We start from the raw sequence: 14,923 nt of genomic DNA on the forward strand, positions 1-14,923 counted from the left end.
TTCAGAGTCCCGGTTCGTTATTGTTGTAGGAATACAGGCAGGAGGGGAACTGAAGTTTCAGGCCCAACACAAATACTGAATAAGTGAACGTTACTAAGAAGGCTGCATTGATAGCGGTGCCTTTCCAGGTAAATTCTTTGCTTGCACTGGCCGAGATAAATACCAAAACTACAACTGCAATCAAGAAACCAAGGCGAGGTAGCAGGATGCCATAGAGCACGACTGCACCAGTAATTTGGGCAATGATCTTCCAATTAAATTTAGATATGGATTCAATGGCTGCTTTAGCTCCGAAAGCTTTGACCGCAACTAGAACCCCCAAAAGGAACATCAAAATGCCCAAATAGGAAGTAGCCTGGACCCATTTTTGCAGCAGTGCCTATTGGATATTGGGTAGCCATGATGGCGAAGAAGAGGCCGATGACCATGTACATGACCCCAGCCCCAAAATCCCGTTGATTGCGAATTTTCAAGTTGCTCTCCTTGTTGTCGACTTAACTGCCGATTTTTATTGATGTTGTGGGATTGTAAGGCAGGTTTGGGGCTTCTTGCCTAGCGTTTGCCCTAGGCTAGTGCCAATGCGATAATTATTACCATGAAAGTTTCCCAAATTCGCCAGGCTTACCTGGATTTCTTTGCCCAAAAGGGCCACCAAATCGTTCCATCCAGCCCTGTAGTGCCGGGGGATGACCCAACCCTGCTATTTACCAATGCAGGTATGAATCAGTTCAAAGACGTGTTCTTGGGTTTTGATAGGCGCCCTTATCACCGTGCTACGACAGCCCAAAAGTGCATTCGGGCTGGAGGAAAGCACAATGACTTAGATAACGTCGGCTATACAGCCCGTCATCACACCTTTTTTGAAATGTTGGGAAATTTCTCCTTTGGGGACTATTTTAAGAAAGACGCAATCCAGTTTGCTTGGGATTTGTTGACGCAAGTCTTTGAATTACCTAAAGAAAAACTCTTGGTGACTGTTTATGCTGAAGACGATGAGGCATATGAGATTTGGAATAAACAAATAGGCGTTCCTGCCGATCGCATTATTCGGATTGGGGACAACAAGGGTGCGCGTTACGCATCAGACAATTTCTGGATGATGGGAGACACAGGGCCTTGTGGCCCTTGTACAGAAATTTTTTACGATCACGGCGAGCATATTCCTGGCTGTCCTCCTGGCTGTCCTCCTGGCTGTCCTCCTGGCAGTCCTCCTGGCAGTCCAGATGAAGATGGTGATCATTTTATCGAAATTTGGAATAACGTCTTTATGCAGTTCAATCGGGATGAGGCAGGTGTAATGCATCCGTTACCTAAGCCTAGCGTTGATACCGGCATGGGTCTTGAGCGAATAGCTGCAGTTTTGCAGCATGTTCACTCCAATTATGAAATCGATCTTTTCGTTAATTTGCTCAAAGCTTCCAAACAGGCAGTAGACGTTGCTGGCGGAGACAACTGTGATGCAGAAAGCCCTTCATTGAAGGTGATTGCTGACCACATCCGCGCCTGTAGCTTTATCGTGGTTGATGGTGTGATTCCGGGTAATGCTGGGCGTGGATATGTATTGCGTCGTATTGCCCGTCGTGCGATTCGTCATGGATACAAGCTTGGCGCCCGAAAGCCATTTTTTTATCAATTGGTACCAGCACTTGTAAAAGAGATGGGCGATGCTTATCCAGAGTTGTGTGCGGCTCAAGATAAGGTCAGTGAAGTGCTAAAGCAGGAAGAAGAGCGTTTCTTCCAAACGATTGCTAATGGTATGGAAATTTTGGATGGAGCCTTAGCGAGTGGCGCAAAAGTGGTTGATGGTGAAACTGCATTCCGCCTGCATGATACTTTTGGTTTCCCGTTGGATTTAACAGCTGACGTTTGCCGCGAACGTGGCGTCACTGTTGATGCGGATGGCTTTGAAGTTGCGATGCAAAAGCAGCGCGATCAAGCCAGAGCTGCTGGTAAGTTCAAGGTAGCACAGGGATTAGATTACAAAGGTACGCCGACCCAGTTTCATGGCTATGACACCTTAAAACACGAGGGCGCGAAAGTATCCGCCTTGTATGTTGATGGTTCAGCCGTGCCGTCTGTCAAAGCTGGTGATGCCGCTGTGATTGTGTTGGATAGCACCCCTTTCTATGCGGAGTCTGGTGGTCAGGTTGGCGACAAGGGGGAGCTTCGTAATGAAAGCATCCGTTTCGCAGTAGAAGATACTTTTAAGATCCAAGCAGATGTATTTGGTCATCAAGGCGAAGTGCTTGAGGGAGAGTTGAAGGTAGGCGATTTGCTGAATGCATTGGTAGATACTCAGCAAAGAATTGACGCCATGCGGAACCACAGTGCAACTCACATCTTGTATAAAGCATTACGTGAAGTGTTGGGTGATCATGTGCAGCAAAAAGGGTCACTGGTCGATGCTACAAAGACCCGTTTTGACTTTACACACAAGGCACCAGTCACCGCTGAGCAAATTCGTCGCATTGAAGATATTGTGAATCTAGAGATTTTGGAAAATACCGCAACCTCTGGCAAAGTAATGTCTTTGGATGATGCGCAAAAGACTGGCGCCATGATGCTCTTTGGTGAAAAGTATGGTGATGAAGTGCGTGTGCTGGAAATTGGATCTTCCAAGGAGCTGTGTGGTGGAACCCACGTATCACGCACTGGTGATATTGGTAGTCTAAAGATTGTTTCTGAGGGTGGTGTTGCTGCCGGTATCCGCCGCGTTGAGGCGGTAACTGGTAAGAATGCTCTCCATTTCTTGCAGGGCTTGGAAGATAGAGTCAATGAAGCAGCTAGCATTCTAAAAACGCATCCGGGAGATTTAGTAAATCGCGTTACTCAATTACACGAAAGTCTGCGACAAGCTGAGCGTGAGTTAGAGAAAGTAAATTCTAAGTTGGCAGCCAGCCAAGGCAATGAGCTAGCTAGCCAAGCAATTGATGTGAATGGCATCAAAGTACTCGCTGCCCGTTTAGATGGTGCTGACGCTGGCGTACTCCGTGAGACTATGGATGCCCTGAAGGCAAAGCTAAAGACGGCCGCTATTGTTTTAGCTTCGGTTCAGGGTGACAAGGTGAGCTTAATTGCTGGCGTAACTGCCGACTCGATTGGTAAATTGAAGGCAGATGACCTAGTGAACTTTATTGCTCAGCAAGTGGGCGGTAAGGGTGGTGGTAAGCCTGAGATGGCGATGGCAGGAGGCAATGATCCGAGCAAATTGGGCGCGGCCTTAGATGGCGTTAAAGATTGGGTGGCGAGCAAATGAGCGAGGCTATTAATATTCCCTTTAATGTAGAAGTAGATACTATCGGGATGAATTGCCCTTTACCTATCTTGCGCACTAAAAAAGCGCTAGCAACAATGCAATCTGGAGAAGTATTGAAGATTAAGGCAACAGATGCTGGCGCTGCTCATGACTTTCCAGCATTCGCTAAGCAAACCGGTAATGAGTTGCTTGCTAGCTCTACTGAAGGTAATGTATTAGTTTTCTATATGAAACGTAGGTAAAGCAATGTAGCCAATCTTGGATAGGTCTGATGGATCGTTTAGCTCATCAGCACAAGAAAAAAGGCAGAGAATGATCTCTGCCTTTTTGCTTCAATTAAACAATTCTAGGTTAAAGACCGGCTTTTGAGATAAGCGGCGAAGTCGCTGGAGACCTCTGGGTGACGCAAGGCAAACTCAACAGAAGCCTTGAGATAGCCTAATTTACTGCCGCAGTCATAGCGCACGCCATCATATTCATAGGCAAAAACAGGCTCTTGTTTTAATAGAGAGGCAATGGCATCGGTGAGCTGAATCTCGCCACCGGCACCGGGCTTCAGATTGCGAATATGACTAAAGATGTCTGATGACAAAACATAGCGACCAACAACGGCTAGATTGGACGGTGTATCTTTTGGTTGGGGTTTTTCCACGATGCCATTGAGGCGATAGATACCTTTTGCAACTTCAGAGCCTGACACAATGCCGTATGAACTACTCTTGGCTGGGTCGATCTTCTCAACTGCTAGCACTGAGCCATTCTGCTCTTCAAATACTTTGAGCATTTGTTTGAGAATGGGGGGTTGGCCATCTAATAAGTCATCTGCCAGGATTACAGCAAATGGTTCGTCGCGAACCAATTTTTCCGCGCACAGCACTGCGTGACCTAGTCCCAATGCCTCTGGTTGGCGTACATATACACAATCTATGTGACTCGGCTTAACGCTACGGACGATTTCAAGAAGCGCCTGTTTATTTTTAGCTTCTAACTCAGCCTCTAGTTCATACGCTTTATCGAAGTGATCTTCAATAGCTCGTTTACTCCGCCCAGTAACGAAAATCATTTCAGTAATGCCGGCAGCGATGGCTTCTTCAACTGCGTATTGAATAAGCGGTTTATCGACCACATTCAACATCTCTTTTGGGCTCGCCTTGGTTGCAGGTAAAAAGCGCGTACCTAAGCCTGCAACTGGGAAGACTGCTTTAGTGACTACTTTGGTGCTTAATGGCATATGAGATCCAATCGCTTTATTTGGCTACCGCTTATTTCAGACGCTCTAATTGTGCAACAAGCATCTCATGATTTTGTTCAAACCCTGCAAGACGTTGTTTTTCCTGAGTTACCACTTCAGCTGGGGCACGAGCCACAAAGCTTTCGTTGGTTAACTTGCCCTTGGCTTTATTGATTTCATTGGCTAGGCGGTCAATTTCCTTGCCTAGACGAACACGTTCCGCTGCAACATCTACCTCAATCTTGAGTAAAAGCTTGATATCGCCCACTAGCGCTATTGGTGCGCCTGGAGCATCCTTTTCTAAGGCGGATTCATCGCTGTAGATCTTAACTTCGGTTAACTTGGCTAGTGCCATCAAATAAGGAGTGGCTTTTTCTAAAAAGGCTTGTGGGCCAAAAATCCAGAGAGGTACCTTCTGACCCGGAGGAACTTGCATCTCACCCCGTAGGTTGCGACAAGCATCTACGATTGCTTTAATTTGCGCAACCCAAGCCTCACTTTGCTCATCAATCTTTTCTGGCTGAGCAACGGGGTAGGGTTGGAGTGCAATCGTTTGCTTATTTTGTTTGGCTAACTCTTTTCCAGATTTCGGACCAACAGTTTGCCAAAGCGTTTCTGTAATAAATGGAATCAATGGATGCGCCATGCGCAAGATAGTTTCTAAAACACGTAATAAAGTGCGACGAGTAGCGCGTTGCTGTGCTGGCGTGCCAGTTTGTAGTTGCACCTTAGCAAGCTCTAAGTACCAATCGCAATACTCATCCCATACAAACTGATAAATGCTGCTTGCAATATTGTCAAAGCGATAGTTCTCAAAGCTCTTAGCAACATCAGCCTCAGTTCTTTGGAGTTGAGATACGATCCATTTGTCTGCGGGAGAAAAATCTAAATATCCATCAGGACCACATTGGTTGTCGCATGGCGCTAGGCCGTTGTCTTCATCGCTGCCAGAGCAGTTCATTAAAACAAAGCGGGTAGCATTCCAAAGTTTGTTACAGAAATTACGATAGCCTTCACAACGTTTTTGGTCAAAATTAATATTGCGACCAAGCGAAGCTAGGGATGCAAAAGTAAAACGCAAGGCATCAGTGCCAAATGCGGGTATGCCATCTGGGAATTCTTTTTTGGTTTTTTTGCTGATACTTTCTGCTTGTTTGGGATTTATCAAGCCAGCAGTTCTCTTGCCCACCAACTCCTCAATCTGTATGCCGTCAATTAAATCGATAGGGTCCAGAGTGTTGCCTTTGGACTTGCTCATCTTTTGACCTTCAGTATCGCGTACCAAGCCATGAACATAGACAGTATGGAACGGTACTTTTCCAGTGAAGTGGCAGGTCATCATCACCATGCGAGCTGCCCAGAAGAAGATAATGTCAAAACCTGTGACTAAAACAGAGGAGGGTAAGAAATGATTTAGTGCTGGAGTCTCATTGGGCCAGCCTAATGAGCTAAATGGCACCAATGCGGAACTGAACCAAGTATCTAAAACATCGGGATCGCGATTCAGTTTGCTGGTGTAGCCTGCTGCGGAAGCTTTCGCTTTAGCTTCTTCTTCAGAGCGCCCTACGAAAATCTGTCCATCATCACCATACCAGGCGGGGATTTGATGGCCCCACCAGAGTTGGCGAGAGATGCACCAATCCTGAGTATTTTCCAACCACTGCGTGTAAGTATTAATCCAGTTTTCAGGAACGAGTTTGATATCTCCCTTAGTAACCGCATCTAATGCGGCACCAGCAATCGAGGAGCCAGGTTGATACTTGTTATTAGGGTTTGGCTTGGACATTGCGACAAACCATTGGTCCGTGAGCATCGGCTCAATAATCGTTTGGGTGCGGTCACCACGTGGAACCATTAATTTATGGGGCTGAACTTTTTCCAATAAGCCAGTAGCCTCTAAATCCGCAACCACTTGCTTGCGGGCTGCAAAACGCTCCATACCTTGGTACGCCGCCGGAGCATTTTCATTGATCTTGGCATCTAGAGTGAGGACATTGATCATCTCTAGTTGGTGACGTTGGCCTACTGCGTAGTCATTGAAATCATGCGCAGGAGTAACCTTTACTACGCCAGTACCAAAGTTCAAATCAACATAGTCATCGGCAATGATGGGGATCTGACGATCGCATAAAGGTAGATTCACTGATTTACCAATGAGATGCTTGTAACGGTCATCTTCTGGATTTACCATGACCGCAACGTCACCCAACAATGTTTCTGGGCGGGTGGTGGCAACAGTCAGATGACCAGATCCATCCGTTAATGGATAGCGAATATGCCACATTGAGCCGTCTTCTTCTTCGCTAACCACCTCTAAATCAGAGACTGCAGTGCCAAGAACCGGATCCCAGTTCACCAAACGTTTGCCACGATAAATTAAGCCTTGTTCATGCAGGCGCACAAAAACTTCAACTACGGCTTCGGACATCTTGCTGTCCATCGTGAAATATTCTTTACCCCAATCAATCGATGCACCTAAGCGACGAATTTGTCGTGTGATGGTGTTACCGGAAGTTTCTTTCCACTCCCATACTTTCTCTAAAAACTTTTCACGGCCTAAGTCATGCCGAGATACTTTTTGCGCATCGAGTTGACGTTCAACAACAATTTGAGTAGCAATGCCCGCATGATCGGTTCCAGGTACCCATAAGGTATTTTTGCCTGACATGCGTGCATGGCGGACCAAGCCATCCATGATGGTTTGGTTGAAGGCGTGACCCATGTGCAGGGTGCCAGTGACGTTTGGCGGGGGTAGTTGAATCGAAAAATCACCCTTACCTTCATCCATTGAGGCATCGGCAATCCCACGACGCTCCCACTCTGGACCCCAGTAGGCCTCTATCGGGGCGGGTTCATAGGATTTGGCGAGTTCATCTGCTGAGCTGGCCGCTGGTGAATTGGGGGTATTTGAGGCATTTGGCATAAGAGGCAAATTATAATTGGGCTGATGTACTCAGCCTTGCTCGCGAACCTCAATTTAGAACAGCGCGAGGCAGTGACCCTCCCGCCCGTAAATGAAAATGGCCAAGCCCAATCGGCTTTGATTTTGGCTGGGGCTGGGAGCGGCAAGACCCGCGTCCTTACCACCCGTATAGCCTGGTTGATTCAGACCGGTCAGGTGTCGCCTATTGGCGTCCTAGCGGTAACCTTCACGAATAAGGCTGCTAAGGAGATGATGCTTCGTCTCAGCGCTATGTTGCCCATCAATACTCGTGGAATGTGGATTGGTACCTTTCATGGTCTTTGTAACCGCTTATTGCGTGCTCATCATAAAGAGGCGGGTTTGCCGTCTACTTTTCAGATTTTGGATACTCAGGATCAACTTTCCGCAATTAAACGTCTTTTAAAGGGCTTGAAAGTCGATGATGAAAAATACCCTGCAAAGCAATTGCAGTACTTTATTGCTCATGCCAAAGAACGTGGACAACGTGCCAAGGAGTTAGCGGTTGACGACGATTTTCAGGCAAAAATGGCGCAACTCTATGCAGCTTACGATGAGCAATGCCAGCGTGAGGGTGTAGTGGATTTTGCTGAGCTCCTATTACGTAGTTATGAATTACTCAAACATAGCGAGCCTATTCGCACACATTATCAAGAACGCTTCCGTCACATTCTGATTGATGAATTTCAAGATACCAATGCTTTGCAATACGCATGGTTGAAATTGTTATCAGGTCATGACGCAAGCCGCATTAATGTCAGTGATATGGGTAGCAGTTCAGTATTCGCCGTAGGTGATGATGACCAAAGTATTTATGCTTTCTGTGGCGCTGATGTAGAAAATATGCGTCTCTATGAAAAGCAATTTCATCCGATGCTAGTGAAGTTGGAGCAGAACTATCGTTCACACGGTCATATTCTCGATACTGCAAATCATTTAATTGCCAATAACTCTGAACGTCTTGGCAAAAACTTACGTACTGATGCCGGACATGGTGAGCCAGTCCATATCTATGAGGCGCCCAGTGATCATGCGGAAGCCGCTTGGTTGGTAGATGAGATTAAAGCTTTAGTGAATAGCGGTATTAAACGCACTGAAGTCGCTTTGCTTTATCGCAGCAATGCACAGTCTCGCATCATTGAGCATGCGTTGTTTTCAGCTGGTATTCCATATCACGTTTATGGTGGCTTACGCTTCTTTGAGCGCGCTGAAATTAAACGTGCGCTTGCATATCTCCGTTTGCTCGAGAACCCGAATGATGACACTTCATTCTCCCGGGTGGTGAATTTTCCAACACGCGGTATCGGTGCACGATCTATCGAAGCATTGCAAGATGCTGCAAGAGCGCAGCAATGCTCTCTATATCTAGCTGCTTCTAGTCTAGAAGGTAAGGCGGGTGCTGCGCTTGGTGGATTCGTGCGATTAGTTGATCACATGCGTGAAGTTACTCGTCACAATACTTTGCCGGAGACTGTAGAGTTTGTCATTCAGAATAGTGGTCTGATTCAGCATTATCTCTCTGAGCGCGAGGGACAAGATCGTGTAGAGAGCTTACAAGAATTAATTAATGCAGTAACAGCCTTTATTGCTGAAGAAGGGTATGGTCAAGATGCTGCTGCAGCGATGTTGCCAGGGGAAAATGCTCCCGGTGTAGTAGACGTTTCTCCTTTGGCGGCATTTTTATCACTTGCTTCATTGGAAGCAGGTGATAACCAAGCACAGGCTGGTCAGGATGCAGTACAGCTAATGACGGTACATTCAGCCAAAGGTTTGGAATTTACATCGGTATTTATTACTGGTCTTGAGGAGGGTTTATTCCCACATAAGAATAGTGTGAATGAACAAAATGGCCTAGAAGAAGAGCGTCGTTTAATGTATGTCGCCATTACCCGCGCTAAGGAGCGCTTGTATTTGTCGCATACGCAGTCACGGATGTTGCAGCATGGCCAAGTCCGTTACAACATGCCTTCACGCTTTTTGGAAGAGCTTCCATTGGATTCTCTGAAGTGGCTTACTCCTAAAGCAAGAGATGCGCGTTGGGGTGGAGGTAATGCAAGATCAGGGTCAACTTGGCAGAATGGTTATACCCGTCAACGTGAATACGAATCGAATGACTTTTTTGATTCAGGCTCTGAGCGACAAAGACCTACCAAACGAGTTGGCTCAGCTTCGATGGAAGTCAAGAGATTGGCTTCTCCACCGCGTGGAAATTACCCATTCACGATTGGACAAAATGTATTTCATGCCAAGTTTGGTGAGGGGCGTGTGACTGGTTTAGAAGGGGTTGATGCCGACGCAAGAGCACGAGTAAATTTCAAACGTCACGGCGTTAAATGGCTACAGCTCAGTATTGCCAAGCTTGCAGCGATTGATTGTTGAATTAGACTTCTAGAGCCACTTCGTCTTCTGTAAAACAGGCCTTCCAAGTTGCATAAAAAGAGCAGTGCATCACCGTTAGGCCAGCCATAGAGATTGGGGCAACGATGTATGGGGCCGCTTGTCCTAGATCGAGGGCATCAAAAATCATTCCCACCATAAGGGGAATTGCAATCAGGATGGCGCCCCAAATGGAGAGGTATAAAAAGAATGCCGCTTTATTAGTCCAGCATGCTAGCCAGCTTGAGAATAATGCTTGAGACACAGACATATCTGCCCAGGCCACCAAAACGGGTGAGAACCACATCAACATCGCTATTGGTATGTAAAGTGTCGCGCCAAAAAATAGCACTAAATAGACTTGACGAAGCGCTTCAGGACTAATCACCTTATCACTAGTCATTAGCGGAATAAGTAATTCAAAGTCGACTAAAAGGCTTAATGTAAAACTCAGAATTAAAACCATGGCCGTATACACCAGCCCTAACTGCAAAATTCTTTTACGAGTGCTCGGGCTAGACTGCAACGTCACTAAATAAACCATTGGCCTGATACGTTCTTTTTGAATTGCTTGGCGGCAAGCAGTCATGAATCCTACTGAAAGCGTTGGTGTAAGTAGTAAGACTGCAAAAGCACCGATGACTGGAACAATGACTGCTAGTTGTGCTGCAAACACATACGTAAAGACTAGCATTAGGAATCCCAAGGGATTCTGTTTAAAGAGCCAAATGCCCTGTCTAATCCAGGTGTAACCATCTTTAGGTGCAACGTAATTCAGTTTCATAGGGCTCGACGACTTAAAAGAATACATTCAAAGTGTGCAGGGTCATGTGGAGTCAGCATTTGCGCATCGCGTGGTAAGTAGAAATCCCACAATCGAGAAACCCAGAAGCGCAAGGCTGCTGCACGCAACATTAGAATCCAACCAGCTTGCTCTTCTTTGGTCAGTGGGCGAACGGATTGATAGGTCTTCATAAATGTTTCAAATAGGACTGGATCTAAATCCTGTTTATTAGCCGCAAGACACCAGTCATTAGCTGTTACTGCGATATCAAATAGCCATTTATCAGTGCCGGCAAAATAAAAATCAAAGAATCCGCCCAATTGATCCTGAGATGTATCTGAACCCCTTGGATCAAATAAGACGTTATCGCGAAAAAGATCGCAATGACTCGAGCCTTGTGGAAGTGCATCATAAGAAGCGGAGTCAAAAAATGCTTCTTGCGTTGCAAGCTCATGAGTCAGCAATTCTTTTTGAGATGTACTTAAGTGAGGCAATACCAGCGGTATCGTTTTTTGCCACCAAGCAAGGCTGCGAAGATTCTCTTGTAGTCTTGGAAAGTCTTTGCCAGCCAAATGCATTTTTGCCAACATCTCCCCAACAAGGGCGCAATGATTTGCTTCTGGCTGCAACCTTGAGAGGCCGGGGAGTTTGGTGACGATGGCGGCAGGCTTTCCTTTAAGAGTAAATAGGATTGCCCCTTGTTTATTTTCAATCGGCCTAGGCACAGGGATGCCTTTATTCGCAAGGTGACGCATCAACTCCAAATAGAAGGGAAGTTGCTCGGCCGACAGTCTTTCAAAGATTGTTAAAACATATTCCTGCTTCTTGCCATCTTTGATGGTGTCTAAGAAAAAATTAGAATTCTCGATGCCGCCATGAATACCGCGAATTTCAGTGGCTTGGCCGATATCAAAGTCTTGAGAAATCCATTGAGAAATATCCTCAAGCTCGATTGGGGTGAATACAGCCATAAATTAAATTCAGGTTTTTTATCTAAGTGGAATGCTAATGCTGGGAACGCTAATTAGATCAGTTTCTTTTGGGGGGGCTGGCATCACCGTGGAAGGGGGCGCCATTTCGTAACTGGTATACGGAGTTTTAACATCAACCTGGGTTGGAGAATTGGCATCCTTATATTCAGTAACTGTAGTGCCGTTTTTGTCTCTGTACTGATAGTTTGGTTTACGCGCCTCAGGGGTATTCATGGTGCCAGCTGGACTTACCGTAGGTGCAAGTGGTTGATTATTGATGCGGTTTAATTCGGCTGGACTGAGAGCTTGGCTGTTATTCTGAGCTTGGACTGAAAGTGCTCCAAACAGACCAAAAACCATTAAAAAACTCGTCCGTACGAGGTTATGGCTCATTGAGTGGCTAATTAAGTTCGTTAAATAAGGCATTTTTTCACCTTTTTAAGCCTATTTTCGGATGGTTCCTTAACCAGACGTGTAGGCAATTCACAACTAGATTGTACGATTGCGGTATGACTAAACATAGACTCTTGTTGGTAGATGGCTCTAGCTACCTCTATCGCGCCTTTCACGCCATGCCAGACCTCCGAAATGGGGCTGGAGAGCCCACTGGGGCTATATATGGCATGGTTAATATGATGCGCCGGGCTAGGTCAGAGCTCGAGGCAGACCACATAGCCTGTGTTTTCGATGCCAAGGGTAAGACTTTTCGCGATGAAATGTACTCTGAATACAAGGCCCACCGCTCTCCGATGCCTGAGGATTTGGTCAAGCAGATTGAGCCCATTCATGCCATGGTGAAGGCCTTGGGTTGGCCTGTCCTGATGGTTTCGGGGGTTGAAGCGGATGATGTGATCGGGACTTTAGCTTGTCAGGCGACTCAGGCTGGCTGGGAGACCATCATTTCCACTGGCGACAAAGATCTGGCGCAACTTGTCAATCCATCAGTCACGCTTATCAATACGATGACAAACGAAAAGTTAGACATCGAGGGTGTAAAGGAAAAATTTGGTGTTCCTCCTGAGTTGATCGTAGATTATTTATCCATCATTGGCGACGCTGTTGATAACGTACCGGGCGTTCCTAAGGCAGGACCTAAAACGGCAAATAAATGGTTGGCTGAGTTTGGCAATCTAGATAACTTGATGGCCAATGCCGCTCAAGTTAAGGGTGTGGTGGGAGAAAATTTACGCGCTTCATTAGAGTGGTTGCCGCAAGCGCGCCAACTCATCACTGTAAAAACAGACTGTGATTTATCTCCACATCTCCCTGGTTTAGATGACCTGCATACCAAATCTGAAGACGCACCTTTATTGCGTGAATTGTTTGAGCGTTATGCGTTTAAAACTTGGTTGCGTGATGTAGAGAGGCAGCTGACTGGCTCGGATGGTCAGGCTTCTGAGGCGATATCGCTTGATTTAGCTGGCACTCCAATTATCAGCGCTTCAGAAGAGGACGACTCCAAGCCATTGCGTGTAATTGCAAGCGCTCCTACCAAAGCGTTATCGCAAAATACAACAGATTTTCAAGGTGCAATTGAACGTAGTTATGAGTGCGTGACGGATGAAGCTAGTTTGGAGAAGTGGCTGGAAAAGATTGAGGCTGCAGAGCTGACTGCAGTGGACACAGAGACAACCAGCTTAGACGCTCTAGCTGCTGAATTGGTTGGCATCTCCTTGTCTGTGAAGCCAGGTGAAGCCTGTTACATACCAGTTGCACATCGTAATGGTGAGGTGCAGCTAGATCGCGTCTATGTACTTGAAAAAATCAGGCCTTGGTTAGAGAGTGCTACGAAATTAAAAGTAGGTCAAAACCTCAAGTACGACACGCATATTTTTGCAAACTACGGAATCACATTACGGGGCATTGCATTTGATACTCTGCTGGAATCATATGTGCTTGAGTCTCATCTTCCTCACAATATGGATAGTTTGGCAGAACGTCATCTCGGCATGAAAACGATCCGCTATGAAGAGGTCTGTGGCAAAGGGGTTCATCAGCTTGGTTTTGACCAAGTAGATTTGAAAATCGCAACCGACTATGCAGCAGAAGACGCTGACATTACATTGCGCCTCCATCTAGAGCTATGGCCCCAGATACAGGAAAGTCCAGGCTTGCTTTATATCTATGAACAAGCAGAGATGCCGGCCATGCGTGTGCTTGGCATTATGGAGCGTAATGGCATTCGGATAGATTCTGCATTGTTAGCAAAACAAGGTCAACAGGTAGGCAAGCGTCTCTTAGAGCTTGAGGGTGAGGTACATCAACTGGCAGGTCAGCCATTTAATATTCAGTCTCCTAAACAGATTGCGGAAATATTGTTTGGGCGACTTGAATTACCAGTAATTAAAAAGACGCCTTCTGGTGCGCCCTCTACTGATGAAGAGGTCTTGCAGAAGTTGGCTGAAGACTATCCCCTTCCAGCGCGAATTCTGGACTACCGTAGTTTGGCAAAGTTGATGTCAACCTACATTGAAAAGCTTCCCCGCATGGCTGATCCAAAGACGGGACGCATCCATACCAACTTTTCTCAGGCTACCGCAGTCACAGGGCGGTTAGCGTCTAGCGATCCAAATCTGCAAAATATCCCGGTGCGCACAGAAGAGGGTAGACGTATTCGGGAGGCATTTATTCCCGCTGAGGGTTGTAAATTATTATCAGCCGATTACTCCCAAATTGAGCTGCGTATCATGGCTCATATTGCTGAAGACGAAAATCTTTTAGCTACCTTTAGAGATGGTAAAGACGTCCATCAAGCAACTGCAGCAGAAATTTTTGGAGTTCCCTTAGAGGATGTAAATTCAGGGCAACGTCGTTATGCTAAAGCGATCAACTTTGGTCTTATTTATGGCATGAGTGCTTTTGGATTGGCTGGAAATTTGGGTATTGAGCGATCTGCAGCCCAAAATTACATAGCCAAATACTTTGATCGTTATCCAGGCGTTGCTCAGTATATGGAGCGTACCCGTCTCGAAGCTCGGGAGAATGGGTATGTGGAGACGGTTTTCGGGAGACGCCTTTGGTTGCCAAAGATTAAGGGTTCTAATGGCCATCGTCGTCAAGGTGCAGAGCGTGCAGCCATTAATGCGCCGATGCAGGGTACTGCTGCAGATCTCATTAAGTTAGCCATGATTGCCATCGAAAATTGGCTAGAAAAAGAGCAGTTAAAAACGAAAATGCTGCTTCAGGTGCATGATGAATTGGTGTTCGATGTGCCCTTTGATGAGATTGAATTGCTGCAGACCAAGTTGCCAGATTTGATGTGTCATGGCGCTCAACTGAAAGTGCCTTTGATGGTCAGCATTGGGATTGGCGATAATTGGGAAGAGGCGCACTAAGAATTCCATGAAAAATCCAAGATAGGAGA

At 46.3% G+C, this 14,923-nt stretch carries 11 protein-coding genes; 4 read left to right on the forward strand and 7 right to left on the reverse strand.

From position 1 onward, the window contains the following. Position 1: 1 nt before the first annotated feature. Positions 2-322, reverse strand: coding sequence for a tripartite tricarboxylate transporter TctB family protein (locus DXE37_RS12010; RefSeq protein ID WP_231970929.1), 321 nt, complete (start codon positions 320-322; stop codon positions 2-4). After that, positions 285-473 (reverse strand): hypothetical protein, encoded by a 189-nt coding sequence (locus tag DXE37_RS12015; RefSeq protein WP_231970932.1) that lies wholly within the window; start codon positions 471-473, stop codon positions 285-287. Before DXE37_RS12015 ends, DXE37_RS12010 begins: the two co-directional genes overlap by 38 nt. A 122-nt stretch (positions 474-595) precedes the next feature. Between DXE37_RS12015 and alaS the strand changes: the two genes are divergently transcribed. Both alaS and DXE37_RS01980 read left to right on the forward strand, forming a co-directional pair. Further along, on the forward strand, positions 596-3,256 hold the full coding sequence (alaS, locus tag DXE37_RS01975) for an alanine--tRNA ligase (protein ID WP_114636406.1): 2,661 nt from the start codon (positions 596-598) through the stop codon (positions 3,254-3,256). Continuing rightward, positions 3,253-3,498 (forward strand): sulfurtransferase TusA family protein, encoded by a 246-nt coding sequence (locus tag DXE37_RS01980; protein ID WP_415066573.1) that lies wholly within the window; start codon positions 3,253-3,255, stop codon positions 3,496-3,498. Before alaS ends, DXE37_RS01980 begins: the two co-directional genes overlap by 4 nt. A 104-nt stretch (positions 3,499-3,602) precedes the next feature. Here the strand turns inward: DXE37_RS01980 and galU are convergent, their stop codons facing one another. Together galU and DXE37_RS01990 are read right to left on the reverse strand one after the other, a co-directional pair. Beyond that, positions 3,603-4,487 carry a UTP--glucose-1-phosphate uridylyltransferase GalU gene (galU, locus tag DXE37_RS01985; protein WP_114636407.1) on the reverse strand — a complete coding sequence of 295 codons (885 nt, stop codon included), beginning with the start codon at positions 4,485-4,487 and terminating at the stop codon, positions 3,603-3,605. A 31-nt stretch (positions 4,488-4,518) separates the two neighbouring features. Beyond that, complete coding sequence (locus tag DXE37_RS01990) at positions 4,519-7,410, reverse strand: valine--tRNA ligase (RefSeq protein ID WP_114636408.1); 2,892 nt, start codon at positions 7,408-7,410, stop codon at positions 4,519-4,521. A gap of 24 nt (positions 7,411-7,434) precedes the next feature. Here DXE37_RS01990 and DXE37_RS01995 point away from each other — a divergent pair, with 24 nt between their 5' ends. Continuing rightward, positions 7,435-9,807, forward strand: a complete 2,373-nt coding sequence (locus DXE37_RS01995) for a UvrD-helicase domain-containing protein (protein ID WP_114636409.1) — start codon at positions 7,435-7,437, stop codon at positions 9,805-9,807. A 1-nt stretch (position 9,808) separates the two neighbouring features. On the opposite strand, the gene DXE37_RS02000 is transcribed toward DXE37_RS01995, so the two are convergent. Genes DXE37_RS02000 through DXE37_RS02010 form a run of 3 tightly spaced genes read right to left on the reverse strand, consistent with a single transcriptional unit; the run spans position 9,809 to position 11,952 of the window. Next, positions 9,809-10,588 (reverse strand): BPSS1780 family membrane protein, encoded by a 780-nt coding sequence (locus DXE37_RS02000; RefSeq protein WP_114636410.1) that lies wholly within the window; start codon positions 10,586-10,588, stop codon positions 9,809-9,811. After that, entirely contained in the window at positions 10,585-11,559 is a 975-nt protein-coding gene (locus DXE37_RS02005) for a homoserine kinase (protein WP_114636411.1), read from the reverse strand. The genes DXE37_RS02000 and DXE37_RS02005 overlap by 4 nt, the downstream gene beginning before the upstream one ends. A gap of 18 nt (positions 11,560-11,577) precedes the next feature. Next, positions 11,578-11,952, reverse strand: coding sequence for a hypothetical protein (locus DXE37_RS02010; protein WP_231970934.1), 375 nt, complete (start codon positions 11,950-11,952; stop codon positions 11,578-11,580). A gap of 116 nt (positions 11,953-12,068) precedes the next feature. On the opposite strand from DXE37_RS02010, the gene polA reads away from it, so the two are divergent. Beyond that, positions 12,069-14,894 (forward strand): DNA polymerase I, encoded by a 2,826-nt coding sequence (gene polA / locus DXE37_RS02015; protein WP_114636413.1) that lies wholly within the window; start codon positions 12,069-12,071, stop codon positions 14,892-14,894. The last annotated feature ends 29 nt before the right edge of the window (positions 14,895-14,923 follow it).

The organism is Polynucleobacter necessarius, assembly GCF_900095205.1.
Lineage (GTDB): Bacteria > Pseudomonadota > Gammaproteobacteria > Burkholderiales > Burkholderiaceae > Polynucleobacter > Polynucleobacter necessarius_E.